This is a genomic window from Xenorhabdus griffiniae (assembly GCF_001028135.1).
Classification (GTDB): domain Bacteria; phylum Pseudomonadota; class Gammaproteobacteria; order Enterobacterales; family Enterobacteriaceae; genus Xenorhabdus; species Xenorhabdus bakwenae.
In genome coordinates, this window is sequence record NZ_LDNM01000003.1 from 22,284 (window position 1) to 36,852 (window position 14,569).

The 14,569-nt window shown below is 44.4% G+C and carries 16 protein-coding genes; 6 read left to right on the forward strand and 10 right to left on the reverse strand.

Annotated features, from left to right (window positions below; genetic code table 11):
- Positions 1 to 5: 5 nt before the first annotated feature.
- Both ftsH and rlmE read right to left on the reverse strand, forming a co-directional pair.
- Positions 6 to 1,925, reverse strand: a complete 1,920-nt coding sequence (gene ftsH / locus AAY47_RS00225; protein WP_047766248.1) for an ATP-dependent zinc metalloprotease FtsH — start codon at positions 1,923 to 1,925, stop codon at positions 6 to 8.
- Positions 1,926 to 1,973: 48 nt separating this feature from the next.
- The gene (gene rlmE, locus AAY47_RS00230) at positions 1,974 to 2,603 is read right to left on the reverse strand and encodes a 23S rRNA (uridine(2552)-2'-O)-methyltransferase RlmE (RefSeq protein WP_047766249.1); all 630 of its coding nucleotides are present in this window, start codon (positions 2,601 to 2,603) and stop codon (positions 1,974 to 1,976) included.
- Positions 2,604 to 2,738: 135 nt separating this feature from the next.
- On the opposite strand from rlmE, the gene yhbY reads away from it, so the two are divergent.
- Entirely contained in the window at positions 2,739 to 3,032 is a 294-nt protein-coding gene (yhbY, locus tag AAY47_RS00235; protein ID WP_047766250.1) for a ribosome assembly RNA-binding protein YhbY, read from the forward strand.
- Between the two features lie 90 nt (positions 3,033 to 3,122).
- Here yhbY and greA read toward each other — a convergent pair whose 3' ends face one another.
- Positions 3,123 to 3,599: a transcription elongation factor GreA gene (greA, locus tag AAY47_RS00240; protein WP_047766251.1), complete on the reverse strand. Its 477-nt coding sequence runs from the start codon at positions 3,597 to 3,599 to the stop codon at positions 3,123 to 3,125.
- A 294-nt stretch (positions 3,600 to 3,893) separates the two neighbouring features.
- Between greA and dacB the strand changes: the two genes are divergently transcribed.
- Positions 3,894 to 5,354: a serine-type D-Ala-D-Ala carboxypeptidase gene (gene dacB, locus AAY47_RS00245; protein WP_047766252.1), complete on the forward strand. Its 1,461-nt coding sequence runs from the start codon at positions 3,894 to 3,896 to the stop codon at positions 5,352 to 5,354.
- A gap of 92 nt (positions 5,355 to 5,446) precedes the next feature.
- Here the strand turns inward: dacB and cgtA are convergent, their stop codons facing one another.
- From cgtA to rplU, 3 genes are all read right to left on the reverse strand, one after another.
- Positions 5,447 to 6,616: an Obg family GTPase CgtA gene (gene cgtA / locus AAY47_RS00250; protein WP_047766253.1), complete on the reverse strand. Its 1,170-nt coding sequence runs from the start codon at positions 6,614 to 6,616 to the stop codon at positions 5,447 to 5,449.
- A 131-nt stretch (positions 6,617 to 6,747) separates the two neighbouring features.
- Positions 6,748 to 7,005 carry a 50S ribosomal protein L27 gene (gene rpmA / locus AAY47_RS00255; protein WP_010845218.1) on the reverse strand — a complete coding sequence of 86 codons (258 nt, stop codon included), beginning with the start codon at positions 7,003 to 7,005 and terminating at the stop codon, positions 6,748 to 6,750.
- Positions 7,006 to 7,025: 20 nt separating this feature from the next.
- Positions 7,026 to 7,334: a 50S ribosomal protein L21 gene (gene rplU, locus AAY47_RS00260; protein WP_047766254.1), complete on the reverse strand. Its 309-nt coding sequence runs from the start codon at positions 7,332 to 7,334 to the stop codon at positions 7,026 to 7,028.
- Between the two features lie 250 nt (positions 7,335 to 7,584).
- Between rplU and ispB the strand changes: the two genes are divergently transcribed.
- Positions 7,585 to 8,556, forward strand: a complete 972-nt coding sequence (ispB, locus tag AAY47_RS00265; RefSeq protein ID WP_047766255.1) for an octaprenyl diphosphate synthase — start codon at positions 7,585 to 7,587, stop codon at positions 8,554 to 8,556.
- Positions 8,557 to 8,583: 27 nt separating this feature from the next.
- Here the strand turns inward: ispB and AAY47_RS00270 are convergent, their stop codons facing one another.
- Both AAY47_RS00270 and AAY47_RS00275 read right to left on the reverse strand, forming a co-directional pair.
- Positions 8,584 to 8,964 carry a DNA-binding protein gene (locus tag AAY47_RS00270; protein WP_047766256.1) on the reverse strand — a complete coding sequence of 127 codons (381 nt, stop codon included), beginning with the start codon at positions 8,962 to 8,964 and terminating at the stop codon, positions 8,584 to 8,586.
- Between the two features lie 75 nt (positions 8,965 to 9,039).
- Complete coding sequence (locus tag AAY47_RS00275) at positions 9,040 to 9,387, reverse strand: DNA-binding protein (RefSeq protein ID WP_047766257.1); 348 nt, start codon at positions 9,385 to 9,387, stop codon at positions 9,040 to 9,042.
- Positions 9,388 to 9,574: 187 nt separating this feature from the next.
- Here AAY47_RS00275 and AAY47_RS00280 point away from each other — a divergent pair, with 187 nt between their 5' ends.
- Positions 9,575 to 9,841 (forward strand): helix-turn-helix domain-containing protein, encoded by a 267-nt coding sequence (locus AAY47_RS00280; protein WP_047766258.1) that lies wholly within the window; start codon positions 9,575 to 9,577, stop codon positions 9,839 to 9,841.
- A 108-nt stretch (positions 9,842 to 9,949) separates the two neighbouring features.
- Here AAY47_RS00280 and mdh read toward each other — a convergent pair whose 3' ends face one another.
- Positions 9,950 to 10,888: a malate dehydrogenase gene (gene mdh / locus AAY47_RS00285; protein ID WP_047766259.1), complete on the reverse strand. Its 939-nt coding sequence runs from the start codon at positions 10,886 to 10,888 to the stop codon at positions 9,950 to 9,952.
- 411 nt (positions 10,889 to 11,299) lie between these two features.
- On the opposite strand from mdh, the gene argR reads away from it, so the two are divergent.
- Positions 11,300 to 11,770, forward strand: a complete 471-nt coding sequence (argR, locus tag AAY47_RS00290; RefSeq protein WP_047766260.1) for a transcriptional regulator ArgR — start codon at positions 11,300 to 11,302, stop codon at positions 11,768 to 11,770.
- Positions 11,771 to 11,842: 72 nt separating this feature from the next.
- On the opposite strand, the gene mpl is transcribed toward argR, so the two are convergent.
- A complete protein-coding gene (mpl, locus tag AAY47_RS00295; RefSeq protein ID WP_047766261.1) occupies positions 11,843 to 13,213 on the reverse strand; it encodes a UDP-N-acetylmuramate:L-alanyl-gamma-D-glutamyl-meso-diaminopimelate ligase in 1,371 nt (456 codons plus the stop codon).
- A gap of 184 nt (positions 13,214 to 13,397) precedes the next feature.
- Between mpl and fbp the strand changes: the two genes are divergently transcribed.
- Positions 13,398 to 14,402 (forward strand): class 1 fructose-bisphosphatase, encoded by a 1,005-nt coding sequence (fbp, locus tag AAY47_RS00300; protein ID WP_047766262.1) that lies wholly within the window; start codon positions 13,398 to 13,400, stop codon positions 14,400 to 14,402.
- The last annotated feature ends 167 nt before the right edge of the window (positions 14,403 to 14,569 follow it).

The window sequence follows — 14,569 nt, forward strand, 5'->3', positions numbered from 1 at the left end:
CCACGTTATGCGGTTGGATTACCATCCGCAGGCTTTGAAGTTTGCTGCGGAGATGGCGTGTTATGACGGTTATTGCTATTACCGCCATTCTTATCACCTTCCCAACCTGCTGGCGGGCGTACTGTTGTACGATTCATCAGGTCATCAATCTGAGGAGCATCAATCGTTTCATACTTCATCAATGCATCTTTCATTGAATGAAGAATATCCAGATTATCCATCAGAATCTGACGAGCACGTACATAGTTACGATCAATGAGAACCTTCACTTCCTGATCGATTAAACGCGCGGTGTCTTCAGACATATGTTTTGCCTTGGCAACCGAGCGACCGAGGAAAACTTCGCCTTCTTCTTCCGCATACAGCAATGGTCCCAGTTTTTCTGAGAAGCCCCACTGTGTCACCATGTTACGCGCAATAGATGTCGCCACTTTAATATCGTTGGACGCACCAGTAGAAACATTATCTACACCATAGATAATTTCTTCCGCTAACCGGCCACCGTATAAAGTTGAAATTTGGCTCTCCAACTTCTGACGGCTTGCACTGATCTGATCACCCTCTGGCAAGAAGAACGTCACACCCAACGCACGGCCACGCGGGATAATCGTCACTTTATGCACAGGATCGTGTTCTGGAACCAAACGACCAATAATGGCATGTCCTGCTTCATGGTATGCCGTGGATTCTTTCTGTTCCTCGGTCATAACCATTGAACGGCGCTCCGCACCCATCATGATCTTATCTTTGGCTTTTTCGAACTCAACCATAGAAACAACGCGTTTGTTACCGCGAGCAGCAAACAAAGCAGCTTCATTCACAAGGTTTGCCAAATCTGCGCCAGAAAAACCTGGCGTGCCACGAGCAATGACCGAGGCATCAATATCAGTATCCAGCGGAATGCGACGCATATGAACTTTCAGGATTTGCTCACGGCCACGAACATCCGGCAGACCAACAACGACCTGACGGTCAAAACGGCCAGGACGTAACAAAGCAGGATCGAGAACATCAGGACGGTTAGTTGCTGCGATAACAATAATGCCTTCGTTACCTTCAAAGCCATCCATCTCAACCAGCATCTGGTTCAGTGTCTGTTCACGTTCATCATGTCCACCACCCAGACCCGCGCCACGCTGACGACCTACTGCATCAATTTCATCAATAAAGATGATGCACGGTGCAGCTTTTTTCGCCTGCTCAAACATATCTCGCACACGGGAAGCACCAACACCCACGAACATTTCAACGAAATCAGAACCCGAGATGGTGAAGAAAGGGACTTTCGCTTCGCCAGCAATAGCTTTCGCCAGCAATGTTTTACCCGTACCTGGAGGGCCAACCATCAGGATGCCTTTCGGGATTTTACCCCCCAATTTTTGAAAACGGCCAGGTTCACGCAGATACTCAACCAATTCGCCCACTTCTTCTTTGGCTTCATCACAACCAGCAACATCGGCAAACGTGGTTTTGATCTGATCTTCCGTCAACATCCGGGCTTTGCTTTTACCAAAAGACATCGCCCCTTTACCGCCACCGCCTTGCATTTGGCGCATAAAGAAGATCCAAACACCAATGAGCAGTAACATTGGGAACCATGAAATAAAGAGGGTCGCCAACAGGCCTTGTTGTTCTGGTGGTTCACCAACAACTTTTACCTGCTTATTAAGTAGGGTATCCAGCAACTTTTCATCCTGAATTGGCATATAAGTGCTGTATTTTCCACTGTTGTCTTTCTTAGTGAAATCAATGTCACGACCCGAAATACGTACTTCGCTTACTTGATTCTGCGATATCTCACTGATGAAATTAGAGTAATCAACCCTACGACCACTGGAGTCGCTGGGACCAAAACTCTGGAACAATAACATCAAGACAACTGCGATGACTAACCAGAGAATCAGGTTTTTCGCCATGTCACTCAAGGGATTAACCTCATATTACAACTGTGTTAACAAATAGTAGTCAGGGTACTACACTTTCCGCCCTGTCGCTACAATGTATACTTCACGTGATCGTGCCCGCGAAGATTCTGGTTTACGAACTTTTACCTTCGCAAAAAGGGAGCGTATTTCCCTCAGGTATTCATCAAAGCCCTCTCCCTGAAATACTTTGACAATAAAACTACCCCCAGGGGCCAGCACATCACGACACATACCCAACGCTAACTCAACCAGATACATGGATCGGGGAATATCGACCGCAGGAGTTCCACTCATATTAGGAGCCATATCCGACATGACGACCTGGACTTTATTATCACCAACTCTCTCAAGTAATGTTTTCAATACCCGCTCATCACGAAAGTCTCCTTGAAGAAAATCGACCCCAACTATCGGATCCATCGGCAAAAGATCGCAAGCAATGACTCGCCCGCTATTACCAATCTGACTCACTACGTACTGAGACCACCCACCTGGGGCAGCGCCTAAATCAACAACGGTCATGCCCGGTTTAAAGATTTTGTCGCTTTGCTGTATCTCATCAAGTTTAAACCAAGCGCGAGAGCGAAGCCCTTTTTTCTGCGCCTGGAGAACATATTTATCACTAAAATGTTCCTGTAACCAGCGACTTGAGCTTGCTGAACGTTTTTTATTGGCCATTGTTCTTTCCAACTCTACTAATAAGGCACCATATTTTTTTGCGCTCTCTTATCAAACCACACCACACTTTTATGGTGATAGACATGAGATGGCGGTAGAATATATCGTTTTCAATCCCAACTAAGCAAAAAAACGATGACTCTTAACAAGAAACAAATCCAATACCTGAAAAGCCTTGCTCATTCATTAAAGCCTGTCGTGATGATCGGCAACAATGGGTTGACCGAAGGTGTGTTGGCTGAAATCGAACAAACTCTTTCGCATCACGAGCTTATCAAAGTCAAAGTTGCTGGCGAAGACCGTGAAATAAAAACTTTGATCGCTGAAGCAATTGTTCGTGAAACGGGTGCACATAACGTGCAAATCATTGGCAAAATGTTAGTTCTCTACCGTCCATCGGAAGAACGCAAGATTAGTCTACCTAAATAATCACGGCATATTTATACAAAAGTGCCATATTAATTTATTTACCTTGATAAAAAAGGCCAAAACCGGCCTTTTTTCTTTGAGCATGGTGTATTAGATATAATCCACATTCAAAACTTCGAATTCTACTTGACCGCCAGGCGTGGAGATGACAACAACATCATCCACTTCTTTACCAATCAGGCCACGGGCAATCGGTGAATTCACTGAAAGAAGATTTTCTTTAATATTGGCTTCATCATCACCGACAATACGGTAGGTCTGCTCTTCATCGGAATCCAAGTTCAGTACCGTGACCGTTGCTCCAAAAATCACTCGGCCATTGTTGGTCATCTTCATGACATCAATCACCTGTGCATTGGAAAGTTTAGCCTCAATTTCCTGAATACGGCCTTCACAGAAACCCTGCTGCTCACGAGCGGCATGATATTCCGCGTTTTCTTTCAAATCACCGTGCTCACGCGCCTCAGCGATTGCGGCAATAATTTGAGGCCGACGTACATTTTTCAAATGTTCTAATTCTCCGCGCAATTTATCCGCGCCACGTACCGTCATCGGAATTTGTTTCATTTATTCAACCTTTAAATTAATCCTAAGCCCAAACAACATCTTCCTGATTTTTGTAATAACAGCACATTTTTTAATAACAGCACAATGAGCACACCTTATCAGGCGGGCTTACAGATACTTGATAAAAAGAAGTGTAATTCAGCACAATCTGAAGTCCACAGGAATACTTATCTGCCAATCCATCATTCTAACGTAGAGTTGATGATGGATCATCGTTTACTTTTCCTTTGAATTATACCTTAGTATGATTAATACAAATATTCCTGGAATACATCACCTTCATACGCGAGACCTATGGCTCTTTTAAAAATGACCAGCAGAATAGCTTGTATGCTCAGTTTAAGCCTGAGTATTTTCAGTACAAATGCCGCTTCTGATAGCTCTTCTATTGAGAAAAGTACCCAGTATTTGCCTACGGGAACTCATTTTTCATTTATTGCCCAAGCCGTTGGGGCAAAAAATCTCTTAGTTGATTATCACGGGCAACAAATGGCTTTACCTGCCAGTACGCAGAAAATTGTGACGGCATTAGCAGCGCTATTGCAGCTTGGTAAGGATTACCGTTTTGTTACAACACTGGAAAGTGATGCTAATCTTTCAGATGGTGTATTAAAAGGTAACCTGACGGCTCGCTTTGTCGGTGATCCCATGCTGACACGTTCACAACTGCGTAATATGGTGGAGTCCTTAAAACAATCGGGTATCAAACAGATTGACGGGGATCTCATCATCGATATTTCGATTTTTTCCAGCCATGATAAAGCCCCGGGCTGGGTATGGAACGATATGACCCAGTGTTTCAGCGCCCCTCCATCAGCCGCAATCGTAGATAAGAACTGCTTTTCTGTTTCACTCTACAGCTCAGAACAACCTGGCGAACTGGCATTTGTCCGTGTGCCCTCTTTTTATCCTGTTAATGTACTGAGTGAAGTCAAAACATTGGCTAAGGGTTCACCAGAAGCGAAATATTGTGAATTTGATATTACATCGGGTGATTTGAATCGATATACCTTCACAGGTTGCCTGACACAACGCGATGAACCACTGCCATTGGCATTTGCTATCCAGAATGGGCCTGGTTATGCTGGCAAGCTCCTGAAAAATGAACTGAAGATTGCCGGTATTGAGTTAAAAGGCCATATACGGCTCCAGGCGGCTCCCAAGCAACCAGAAAAGATCCTCGCTGTAAACCAATCTGTGCCATTAAATAAGATGCTCGAAGTCATGTTAAAAAAATCAGATAACATGATTGCAGATACCCTCTTTCGAACCCTCGGCCACCGCTATTTCAACGTTCCAGGGACATGGCGGGCAGGTTCCGATGCAGTCCGCCAAATCCTGAAACAGAAAGCCGGCATTGACTTAGGTAACACCGTCATGGTGGATGGATCTGGTCTTTCACGCCACAATTTAATCGCTGCCACAACCATGTTGGAGATATTGCAATTTATTGCTCAACACAATGGTGAACTGGACTTCATCTCCATGTTGCCCAAAGCGGGATATGATGGCACGTTGGCTTATCGTCCCGGTCTGCACGAAGCAGGGCTTGATGGTAAGGTCTTTGCCAAAACGGGATCATTGCAAGGGGTTTATAACCTCGCAGGGTTTATGACTGCCGCCAGTGGGCAGCAAATTGCTTTTGTCCAGTTTGTTTCTGCCTACTCTGTTCCCCCACAAGATCAGCGAACCCGCCGTGTTCCGTTATCGCGTTTTGAACACGATTTATATAAATCGTTATATCAAAGTCACTGAACTGGCTCTGTTATTAAGAAGGGTTTGACCAAAAAGAAAAAAGGGCGCCAAATACAGCGCCCTTTTGTTATATTCAAGTGGTTACATGAAGATTAGTGTTTATAAATAAACTCGATGCCTTCGTCATCTTCTTCGTCCCAGTCATCATCCAAATCTTCGTCGTCAGATGCTTGCTGTAACTGCTCTTTATGGTAGTCATCCCACATAAATTCCACTTTTTCCGGTTGGGATTCCTCCGACGTTTCCATGCTACGAGGCTGCGTCTTCATGAACTCCATAATATCCCAGCAAAGCTCTTTTACGCCCTGACGATTCACGGCTGAGATCATGTAATAATCGCCTTCCCAACCAAGCTCCTCAGCGATAGCTTTTGCCCGCTGTTTAGCTTCTTCTGGATCGGTAAGATCGACTTTGTTAAAGACCAACCAGCGCGGTTTTTCTGCCAGTTTTTCACTGTAATTATGCAGTTCTTTGATGATGATACGGGCGTTTTCAACCGGCGCGGATTCATCGATTGGGCAGAGATCAATCAAATGCAGCAATACGCGGCAACGTTCCAAATGCTTCAAGAAACGAATACCCAATCCGGCACCTTCTGAGGCACCTTCAATCAAACCAGGGATATCTGCAACGACAAAACTTTGCTCGTTATCCATACGCACAACGCCGAGGCTTGGCACCAGGGTTGTAAATGGATAATCAGCGACTTTCGGTTTTGCGGCCGATACAGCACGAATAAAGGTGGATTTGCCTGCATTTGGCATCCCCAGCATCCCTACATCAGCCAGTAGCATCAGTTCCAACATCAGCTCACGACTTTCTCCGGGAGTTCCCATCGTTTTTTGACGAGGAGCACGATTTACCGAAGATTTAAAACGGGTATTGCCAAGTCCGTGGAAGCCACCTTTTGCTACCATAAAACGCTGTTCATGGCGCAGCATATCCCCAAGTATTTCGCCCGTGGCAACATCACGTACACGAGTTCCGACCGGAACCTTAATGGTAATATCCTGACCACGTTTCCCCGTACAATCCCGGCTTTGTCCATTCTGACCACGTTCAGCACGGAAGGATTTTTCAAAACGGTAATCAATCAGTGTATTGAGGTTTTCATCTGCTAGCAGGTAGACATCACCACCATCACCACCATCACCGCCGTCCGGTCCACCTTTTGGAATATATTTCTCACGACGGAAGCTGACGCAACCATTGCCACCATCTCCCGCTACAACCAGAATTCTGGCTTCATCTACAAATTTCATTTTTTTTCTCCGCAGGATAGCCACTGTAAAGCTGGATGGCAGCTAGTACCCAGAGATGGCGTAATCCAAAATAATAAAAAGCCCCGCAACACATATTGCAGGGCTTCTGATTCGATCAAGATGCAAAAAACTTATTCAGCTTCGATGCTGATAAATTTACGGTTTTTTGGACCTTTAACTTCGAACTTAATTTTCCCGTCAGCTAATGCGAACAGGGTGTGGTCACGGCCACAACCTACGTTGTTGCCTGCGTGGAATTTAGTACCACGTTGACGAACGATGATGCTACCTGCCAAAACAGACTCACCACCAAAACGTTTTACACCCAGACGTTTGCTTTCAGAATCGCGACCGTTACGAGTCGAGCCGCCAGCCTTTTTGTGTGCCATTAATCTGCTCTCCTAAAATCTTAAGCGATGCCAGTGATTTTAACATCGGTGAACCACTGACGGTGGCCCTGTTGCTTACGGCTGTGTTTACGACGACGAAACTTAACAATTTTAACTTTCTCGCCACGACCGTGAGCGACAACTTCAGCTTTAATTTTAACGCCTTCAACTACTGGAGCGCCGATTTTGATATCTTCGCCGTTAGCGACCATCAGCACCTGGTCAAACTCAACAGTTTCACCTGTTGCGATGTCCAGCTTTTCCAAGCGAATTGTTTGGCCTTCGCTTACTCGGTGTTGTTTACCACCACTTTGGAAAACTGCGTACATATAAACTCCGCTTTCCGCGCACCCCCCTAAAATGCTTTCCAGAGCGCGCTATAAAATATTCACATAGGGCGCGAATTCTACGCAAAAACCACTTGGAAGACAAGTGCAGAATTAGAACAGATGAGAAAAAAACAGAGTTTTTCAATTGTCATTTATTTGAACGGTTTTTCAAGTACAATCGAGATATCTTGATATCTATTGATATGCTAATTAATGAGCACAGCTCTGAATCAGAGTCCAAAGCCAAAACATGAATTTAGAATCGATACTTAAACTCACCGCTGATGATATGGCAGCGGTTAATGAAACCATTCTTAACCAATTAAATTCTGACGTTGCGCTGATTAACCAACTTGGTTACTACATCATCAGCGGGGGTGGCAAACGCATTCGGCCAATGATTGCCGTACTGGCAGGTAAAGCCCTTCATTGCCAGGATGAAAAACATATCAAAGTTGCTGCTTTGATTGAATTTATCCACACGGCAACGCTGCTGCATGATGATGTCGTTGATGAATCTGATATGCGCCGTGGTAAGGCGACAGCCAACGCCATTTATGGCAATGCGGCCAGTGTCCTTGTGGGCGATTTTATCTATACGCGCTCATTTCAAATGATGACCGATCTCGACTCCATGCGCGTATTAAAATTGATGTCTGATGCTACCAATGTCATTGCTGAAGGCGAAGTCATGCAGTTGATGAACTGCAATGATCCTACTATTTCAGAAGATGACTATATGAGGGTCATTTACAGTAAAACCGCTCGCCTGTTTGAAGTCGCTGCGCATTCAGCCGCCATTCTCGCCAACGCCACTCCTGAGCAAGAAATAGCACTACGTGATTATGGCCGTTATCTGGGCACCGCATTTCAATTAATTGATGATCTGTTGGATTATGACTCAGATAACAGCACGCTGGGTAAGAACACAGGGGATGACTTAAACGAAGGCAAACCCACATTGCCTCTTTTGCACGCCATGAACCACGGAACACCGGAGCAATCCGCTTTAATCCGAAGTGCCATTGAGCAAGGTAATGGCCGCCATTTGTTGGATACCGTCCTGGCAACGATGAAACAGTGTGGTTCACTTAAATACACCCGCCAGCAGGCAGAAGAAGAAGCTGATAAGGCTATTTCAGCATTGCAGTCACTGGAAAATTCTCCATACAAGGCGGCTCTTGAGGGATTGGCCCATGTCGCTGTACAGCGACTTTCCTAACCTGAATCAAACAGTGCCCCAGATAATTCAATCCAGGGCGCTGTCTTTATTATCACTATCTTGAATACCGACATATTGGACCAGGCTGGCTAGCCCTTTTCTCAAAATAAATTTAACCATTCGCTCTCTTTCGGATTTGCTCAACTGGTAATAAGCTTCTACCCAGATCATAAATGGGTCCTGTCGTTTATTGCGATAGTATTCGACCGAATTTTCACTGACCGTCAGCACATTCACGACTTCTTCGGGCAAACTGTTGACATTATATTCAAGCGCTTTACCTTGGACGCCCCGCTTACGGCGTTGTTCCCAGCCCTCGCGTCTTGCCATCAGATTGACTCCTTGGGGTGACGATGGCAGCCCTGCGAGGCCGATGAGTTCTTTTGCAGAATACCACTCTTTTTTCATCTCTTTCTCCTCGCTTGATACTGGAGCAGTGACGAGAAAGCCAAATGTTAAGTACCTGGCTTTTCAAAAGCTGTCTCAAGTAGCTATGATTTTTTCCAAAAAACTTCTTATGCCATCTCGTAATATCACTTCGGTAATGACCTCCTTCTCTTCCTCGGTAAGTAAATTAAATGCACTTACCCAAATGGCTAAAGGATCTTGTTTTTGAACCTGATATTCTGCTGGTGTTTCATGGAGTTCTAACGCTTCCAACGTTGTTTGAGGAAAACAAGAGTAATGGTATTCAATCGCCCGCCCCTGGACGCCAGCCCGTTTCTGTTTTAACCACTCTTCACGCTTTGCCCTGGCATTAACTCCTTGTGGTGATCTAGGTAACTCACCTACACCGGTCAGCTCCATTGCCGTATACCACTCTTTTTTCATAACGTTTCTCTATTTTTGTTACCAAGTTCAAAAAAGAAGTTATTAAGAAAAAATTAGAAACATTTTTAGAAAAAATAATGTTATTTTATTTTCTTAATAACAGGTTCGTGTTCGTTATTAATTTCACATTAACGCTTTAGTTATACCACTAATGTGGCGTCTAATTTAATAGAAAAGGATTAAAAAAATGATTTCTACGAAATCGGATTGGCATCCTGCTGATATTATTGCCGCTTTACGTAAACGAGGAACGACATTAGCTGCCGTTTCTCGTGCGGCGGGATTGAGTTCATCAACTTTGGCGAATACACTTTCTCGCCCATGGCCCAAGGGAGAATGGATAATAGCGAATTATTTAGAACTACATCCGTCTGAAATATGGCCAAGCCGCTATTTCGATCCCCATACAGGAGAACTATTGGAAAGAAAAGTAAGAGAGAAAAAGAATAATTAGCTATCAATATAACTATTGAAAAAAACCGCTAGTTATTTCTAACTAGCGGTTTTAGTTATTTAATATATTTAATTTAATTCGTATATTAATATATTTTTAATAAATGAATTATTCGTTAATAAATTTTTCGCCCAACTCAATGTCTTTTTTCAAAACATCCAGCATGCTATCCAGTGACTTTTGTTCAAAATCACTCAACTTGCCAATATCTAAATGTTCTTCGATACCCTTTTTACCTAAGCGAACAGGCTGCGCAAAGAAACGGGCATATTTGCCATCACCTTCAACATAGCTGCACTCAACAACATTGCTTTCGCCTTGCAAGCCACGGATCAGCGACAGCCCCAAACGAGCCGCTGCTTGTCCCATAGACAGAGTTGCAGAGCCGCCACCCGCTTTCGCTTCAACAACCTCAGTACCCGCATTCTGGATACGCTTGGTCAATGCTTCAACTTCTTCATCAGTGAAGCTAACACCTGGAATTTGCGACAAAAGAGGCAGGATGGTCACACCAGAGTGCCCACCAATAACAGGAACTTCTATTTCTTCTACTTTCTTGTCTTTCAGTTCAGCAACAAAGGTGTTGGAACGAATGATATCCAGGGTTGTGACACCAAACAGGCGGTTCTTATCGTATACCCCTTCTTTTTTCAGTACCTCAGCGGCGATGGCAACCGTGGTATTGACGGGGTTGGTAATAATTCCAATTAATGCTTTTGGACACGTTTTAGCAACCTGCTGAACCAGATTACGAATGATTCCCGCATTGATATTGAACAAATCGGAACGATCCATACCAGGTTTACGCGCCACACCCGCAGAAATTAATACGACATCTGCACCTGCCAGTGCAGGAGTTGCATCTTCACCAGCAAAACCAGTGACTTTGACTTCCGTTGGGATATGGCTCAGATCGGTTGCCACGCCTGGAGTCACCGGAGCAATGTCATACAAGGACAGTTCTGAACCTGAAGGAAGCTGGGTCTTGAGTAGAAGGGCAAGTGCCTGACCAATACCACCGGCTGCACCGAGAACTGCAACTTTCATCCTGATACTCCTTAAATTAAGTACTGTAAATACGATCTATTTGTATACACGATGTATTAAAAACACCAATATATTAAAAACACCATGCATTAAAAACAATCTGTTAACAGTCAGATTATCCACTTAATAGCCTGATGATGGAACACCAACGTCGTTTTATTCTAAACAAAATGCTTATCTGTTAATGAGATAATGGACACTTTTTTAAGAATTACTTCAGGCGAGCGCTTCAACAATTAGCTTATTACCTTACTCTTCCCTTTCCTACCAAACAATCCCATTTAATTAACAATACATTTACTACGCTTAATTCACTATTCTCTGTATATTGGTTTTTTCTTCTCTTTCTTGCATAAAAATTCACTCTTTCGCATAATGGCCGCCTGATAACGGATTCAACGATGGTGAAATATGCGTGTTCCTTCGAAACAGGAAGATTTGGTAAAAGCGTTCAAGGCATTATTGAAAGAAGAAAAATTCAGCTCTCAAGGTGAAATTGTTTCGGCACTTCAAGAACAGGGATTTGAAAACATCAACCAATCTAAAGTTTCCAGAATGCTGACGAAATTTGGTGCTGTCCGAACCCGTAATGCAAAGATGGAAATGGTTTATTGCTTACCCGCAGAATTGGGCGTGCCCACTGCCACCAGCCCATTAAAAAATCTGGTATTAGATGTCGATTATAATCACAGCATTGTCGTCATACGTACCAGCCCTGGCGCAGCACAGTTAATTGCCCGCCTGTTAGATTCATTGGGGAAAGCAGAAGGGATCCTTGGCAGCATTGCAGGGGATGACACTATTTTTTCCACTCCAGCGCAGAACTTTACGACAAAACAACTTTACGAAGCCATTCTCCATCTGTTTGAACAGGAACTTTAATTTATTCAGGTCTGCCGTATACCAATCTAATCAAAATATGCGTATGGCAGACCGAAATATAAAAAATATTAACTAAGATGCGCTGGTTTTTTGCGTCAATGCAGCCAGTAGTTTTTCGTGAATACCGCCAAATCCACCATTACTCATCACCAGAATATGGTCACCGGGCTGTGCCGTTTCTACAATCATTTTCACCAAAGTATCAATATCAGCACTCCAACGAGTGGGTTGAATACACTGTTCAGCAATTTCAACAACCTGCCACGGAATATTGGTAGGTTGATAGAGAAAAACTTCATCAGCACGCCCCAAAGAAGGGGCAATATCATTTTTACTCATGCCCATTTTCATGGTATTCGAACGCGGTTCCAGCACGGCAAGAATACGAGCCATACCGCCCACTTTACTTCTCAACGCCTCCAGTGTGGCCAGGATAGCCGTTGGATGATGGGCAAAATCATCATACACCGAGATGCCATTAACATCGCCGAGTAATTCAAGGCGACGACGGGCATTAATAAATTGGCCGAGTGCCTGACAGGCATCCGCAGGTTGCACCCCCACATGATGGGCTGCCGCAATTGCGATCAAACCATTATGCATATTGTGTTCACCGACTAATGACCACATCACTTCCCCCACCAGCTCCCCCTGATGGAATACCTGATAGTGACTGCTATCCTGACTGGCTTTCTTCGCCTGCCAATGACCGTTTTCCCCTGTCTGTTCCAATTCACTCCAACATCCCATTGAGAGCACTTGCTTCAAATTAATATCATTATCAGGAACAATGATCTTGCCGGTACTCGGCACAACTCTGACGAGATGGTGGAACTGTTTTTGAATCGCGCCCAAATTTTCGAAAATGTCAGCATGATCAAACTCAAGATTATTCATGATCAATGTACGGGGGCTGTAGTGGACAAATTTCGAACGCTTGTCAAAGAAAGCACAGTCATATTCATCCGCCTCAATCACAAAAAATGGGCTTTCACCAATATGTGCTGAAACGTCAAAATTCCCTGGCACACCACCGATAAGGAACCCGGGTTTATAGCCACACTCTTCCAATATCCAGGCCACCATACCCGCCGTCGTTGTTTTACCGTGGGTGCCCGCGACTGCCAATACCCAGCGCTCTGGCAATATATGATCATGCAACCACTGCGGACCAGAAGTATAAGGAATGCCACGATCTAACACAGCTTCTACGCAGGGATTGCCACGTGTCATGGCATTACCAATGATCACCACATCCGGAGCAGGATCGAGCTGGGCCGGATCGTAGCCCCGGATCAACTCAATGCCTTGTTTTTCCAGCAACGTGCTCATTGGGGGATAAACATTAGCATCAGAGCCAGTCACTTCATGCCCCTGTGCGCGGGCGAGGATCGCCAGCCCACCCATGAAAGTACCGCAAATGCCAAGAATATGAATATGCATTTATTTCTACCTGATTCATGAACTGTATCACTATTCTAACTATCAAATCAGAGATTAAAAATGCAATAACCTATGAATCAGCAGATTCTTTAGCTAAACTGCCCGCGTCTAAGTGCGGCACAGAAGTGCGACACATCAGTGAAGCACGCTTCCGAAAACCACAACCAAATTCAAGGCCTTTGTCATGAAAACATTGGGCGAATTCATCGTCGAAAAGCAGCAAGATTTTCCGCATGCTACAGGTGAACTGACTGCACTGCTGTCTGCCATCAAGTTAGGTGCCAAAATTATCCATCGGGATATCAATAAAGCCGGTCTGGTGGATATTTTAGGCTCAAGTGGCGTATCTAATGTGCAGGGTGAAGTTCAGATGAAGCTGGACTTATATGCCAATGAAAAACTCAAGGCAGCACTGAAAGCACGCGGCGAAGTCGCAGGCATTGCTTCTGAAGAGGAAGACGACATCGTTATTTTTGATGGCGACCGGGCAGAAAATGCAAAATATGTTGTTTTGATGGATCCACTGGATGGTTCTTCGAATATTGATGTAAACGTTTCCGTCGGGACTATTTTCTCAATTTACCATCGCGTTACCCCGATCGGTCAGCCTGTAACCGAGGAAGACTTCCTGCAACCGGGGAATCGTCAGATTGCAGCCGGTTATGTGGTTTATGGCTCATCCACTATGCTGGTTTACACGACAGGCTGTGGTGTCCATACTTTTACTTATGATCCTTCCCTTGGGGTATTTTGTCTGACCCATGAGAAAGTCCAATTTCCGAAAAAGGGCAATATGTACTCGATCAATGAAGGGAACTACATCAAGTTTCCACTGGGTGTGAAAAAATACATCAAATATTGCCAGGAACAAGACGAAGCAACCCAACGTCCATACACTACCCGCTATATCGGTTCTCTGGTTGCTGATTTCCATCGCAATCTGTTAAAAGGCGGGATCTATATCTACCCAAGTACGGCAAGTCATCCAACAGGCAAACTCCGCTTACTTTATGAATGCAACCCAATCGCATTTCTGGCTGAACAAGCCGGTGGTAAAGCCAGCGATGGCGCAAACCGTATTCTGGATATCGTGCCAAATAAGCTACACCAACGCGTACCTTTTTTTGTCGGCACCAAGTCTATGGTAGAAAAAGCCGAAAGTTTTATGGCGGAATTCCCTGATCAATAAACAGTATGATTAAGCCATAATATAGGGAGGTGGATTCCCACCTCTTATTCCATTTATTTTCTAAACCTCAGTTTTTCTATTTCAATGACACTCACCTTGCAACCAATTACTCATATATTCCTCTTGATACGCCATCGTCATTCCTGAAAAAACACCGCTTTGCATGA

What these genes read in the sequence shown, in the direction of transcription:
- AAY47_RS00275 (WP_047766257.1), bottom strand. Translation starts at nt 9,387, where the DNA reads ATGAAAAAAGAGTGGTATACGGCAATGGAGCTGACCGGTGTAGGTGAG.
- yhbY (WP_047766250.1), top strand. Translation starts at nt 2,739, where the DNA reads ATGACTCTTAACAAGAAACAAATCCAATACCTGAAAAGCCTTGCTCAT.
- cgtA (WP_047766253.1), bottom strand. Translation starts at nt 6,616, where the DNA reads ATGAAATTTGTAGATGAAGCCAGAATTCTGGTTGTAGCGGGAGATGGT.
- mpl (WP_047766261.1), bottom strand. Translation starts at nt 13,213, where the DNA reads ATGCATATTCATATTCTTGGCATTTGCGGTACTTTCATGGGTGGGCTG.
- greA (WP_047766251.1), bottom strand. Translation starts at nt 3,599, where the DNA reads ATGAAACAAATTCCGATGACGGTACGTGGCGCGGATAAATTGCGCGGA.
- dacB (WP_047766252.1), top strand. Translation starts at nt 3,894, where the DNA reads ATGGCTCTTTTAAAAATGACCAGCAGAATAGCTTGTATGCTCAGTTTA.
- AAY47_RS00270 (WP_047766256.1), bottom strand. Translation starts at nt 8,964, where the DNA reads ATGAAAAAAGAGTGGTATTCTGCAAAAGAACTCATCGGCCTCGCAGGG.
- mdh (WP_047766259.1), bottom strand. Translation starts at nt 10,888, where the DNA reads ATGAAAGTTGCAGTTCTCGGTGCAGCCGGTGGTATTGGTCAGGCACTT.
- fbp (WP_047766262.1), top strand. Translation starts at nt 13,398, where the DNA reads ATGAAAACATTGGGCGAATTCATCGTCGAAAAGCAGCAAGATTTTCCG.
- rpmA (WP_010845218.1), bottom strand. Translation starts at nt 7,005, where the DNA reads ATGGCACACAAAAAGGCTGGCGGCTCGACTCGTAACGGTCGCGATTCT.
- rlmE (WP_047766249.1), bottom strand. Translation starts at nt 2,603, where the DNA reads ATGGCCAATAAAAAACGTTCAGCAAGCTCAAGTCGCTGGTTACAGGAA.
- AAY47_RS00280 (WP_047766258.1), top strand. Translation starts at nt 9,575, where the DNA reads ATGATTTCTACGAAATCGGATTGGCATCCTGCTGATATTATTGCCGCT.
- ispB (WP_047766255.1), top strand. Translation starts at nt 7,585, where the DNA reads ATGAATTTAGAATCGATACTTAAACTCACCGCTGATGATATGGCAGCG.
- rplU (WP_047766254.1), bottom strand. Translation starts at nt 7,334, where the DNA reads ATGTACGCAGTTTTCCAAAGTGGTGGTAAACAACACCGAGTAAGCGAA.
- argR (WP_047766260.1), top strand. Translation starts at nt 11,300, where the DNA reads ATGCGTGTTCCTTCGAAACAGGAAGATTTGGTAAAAGCGTTCAAGGCA.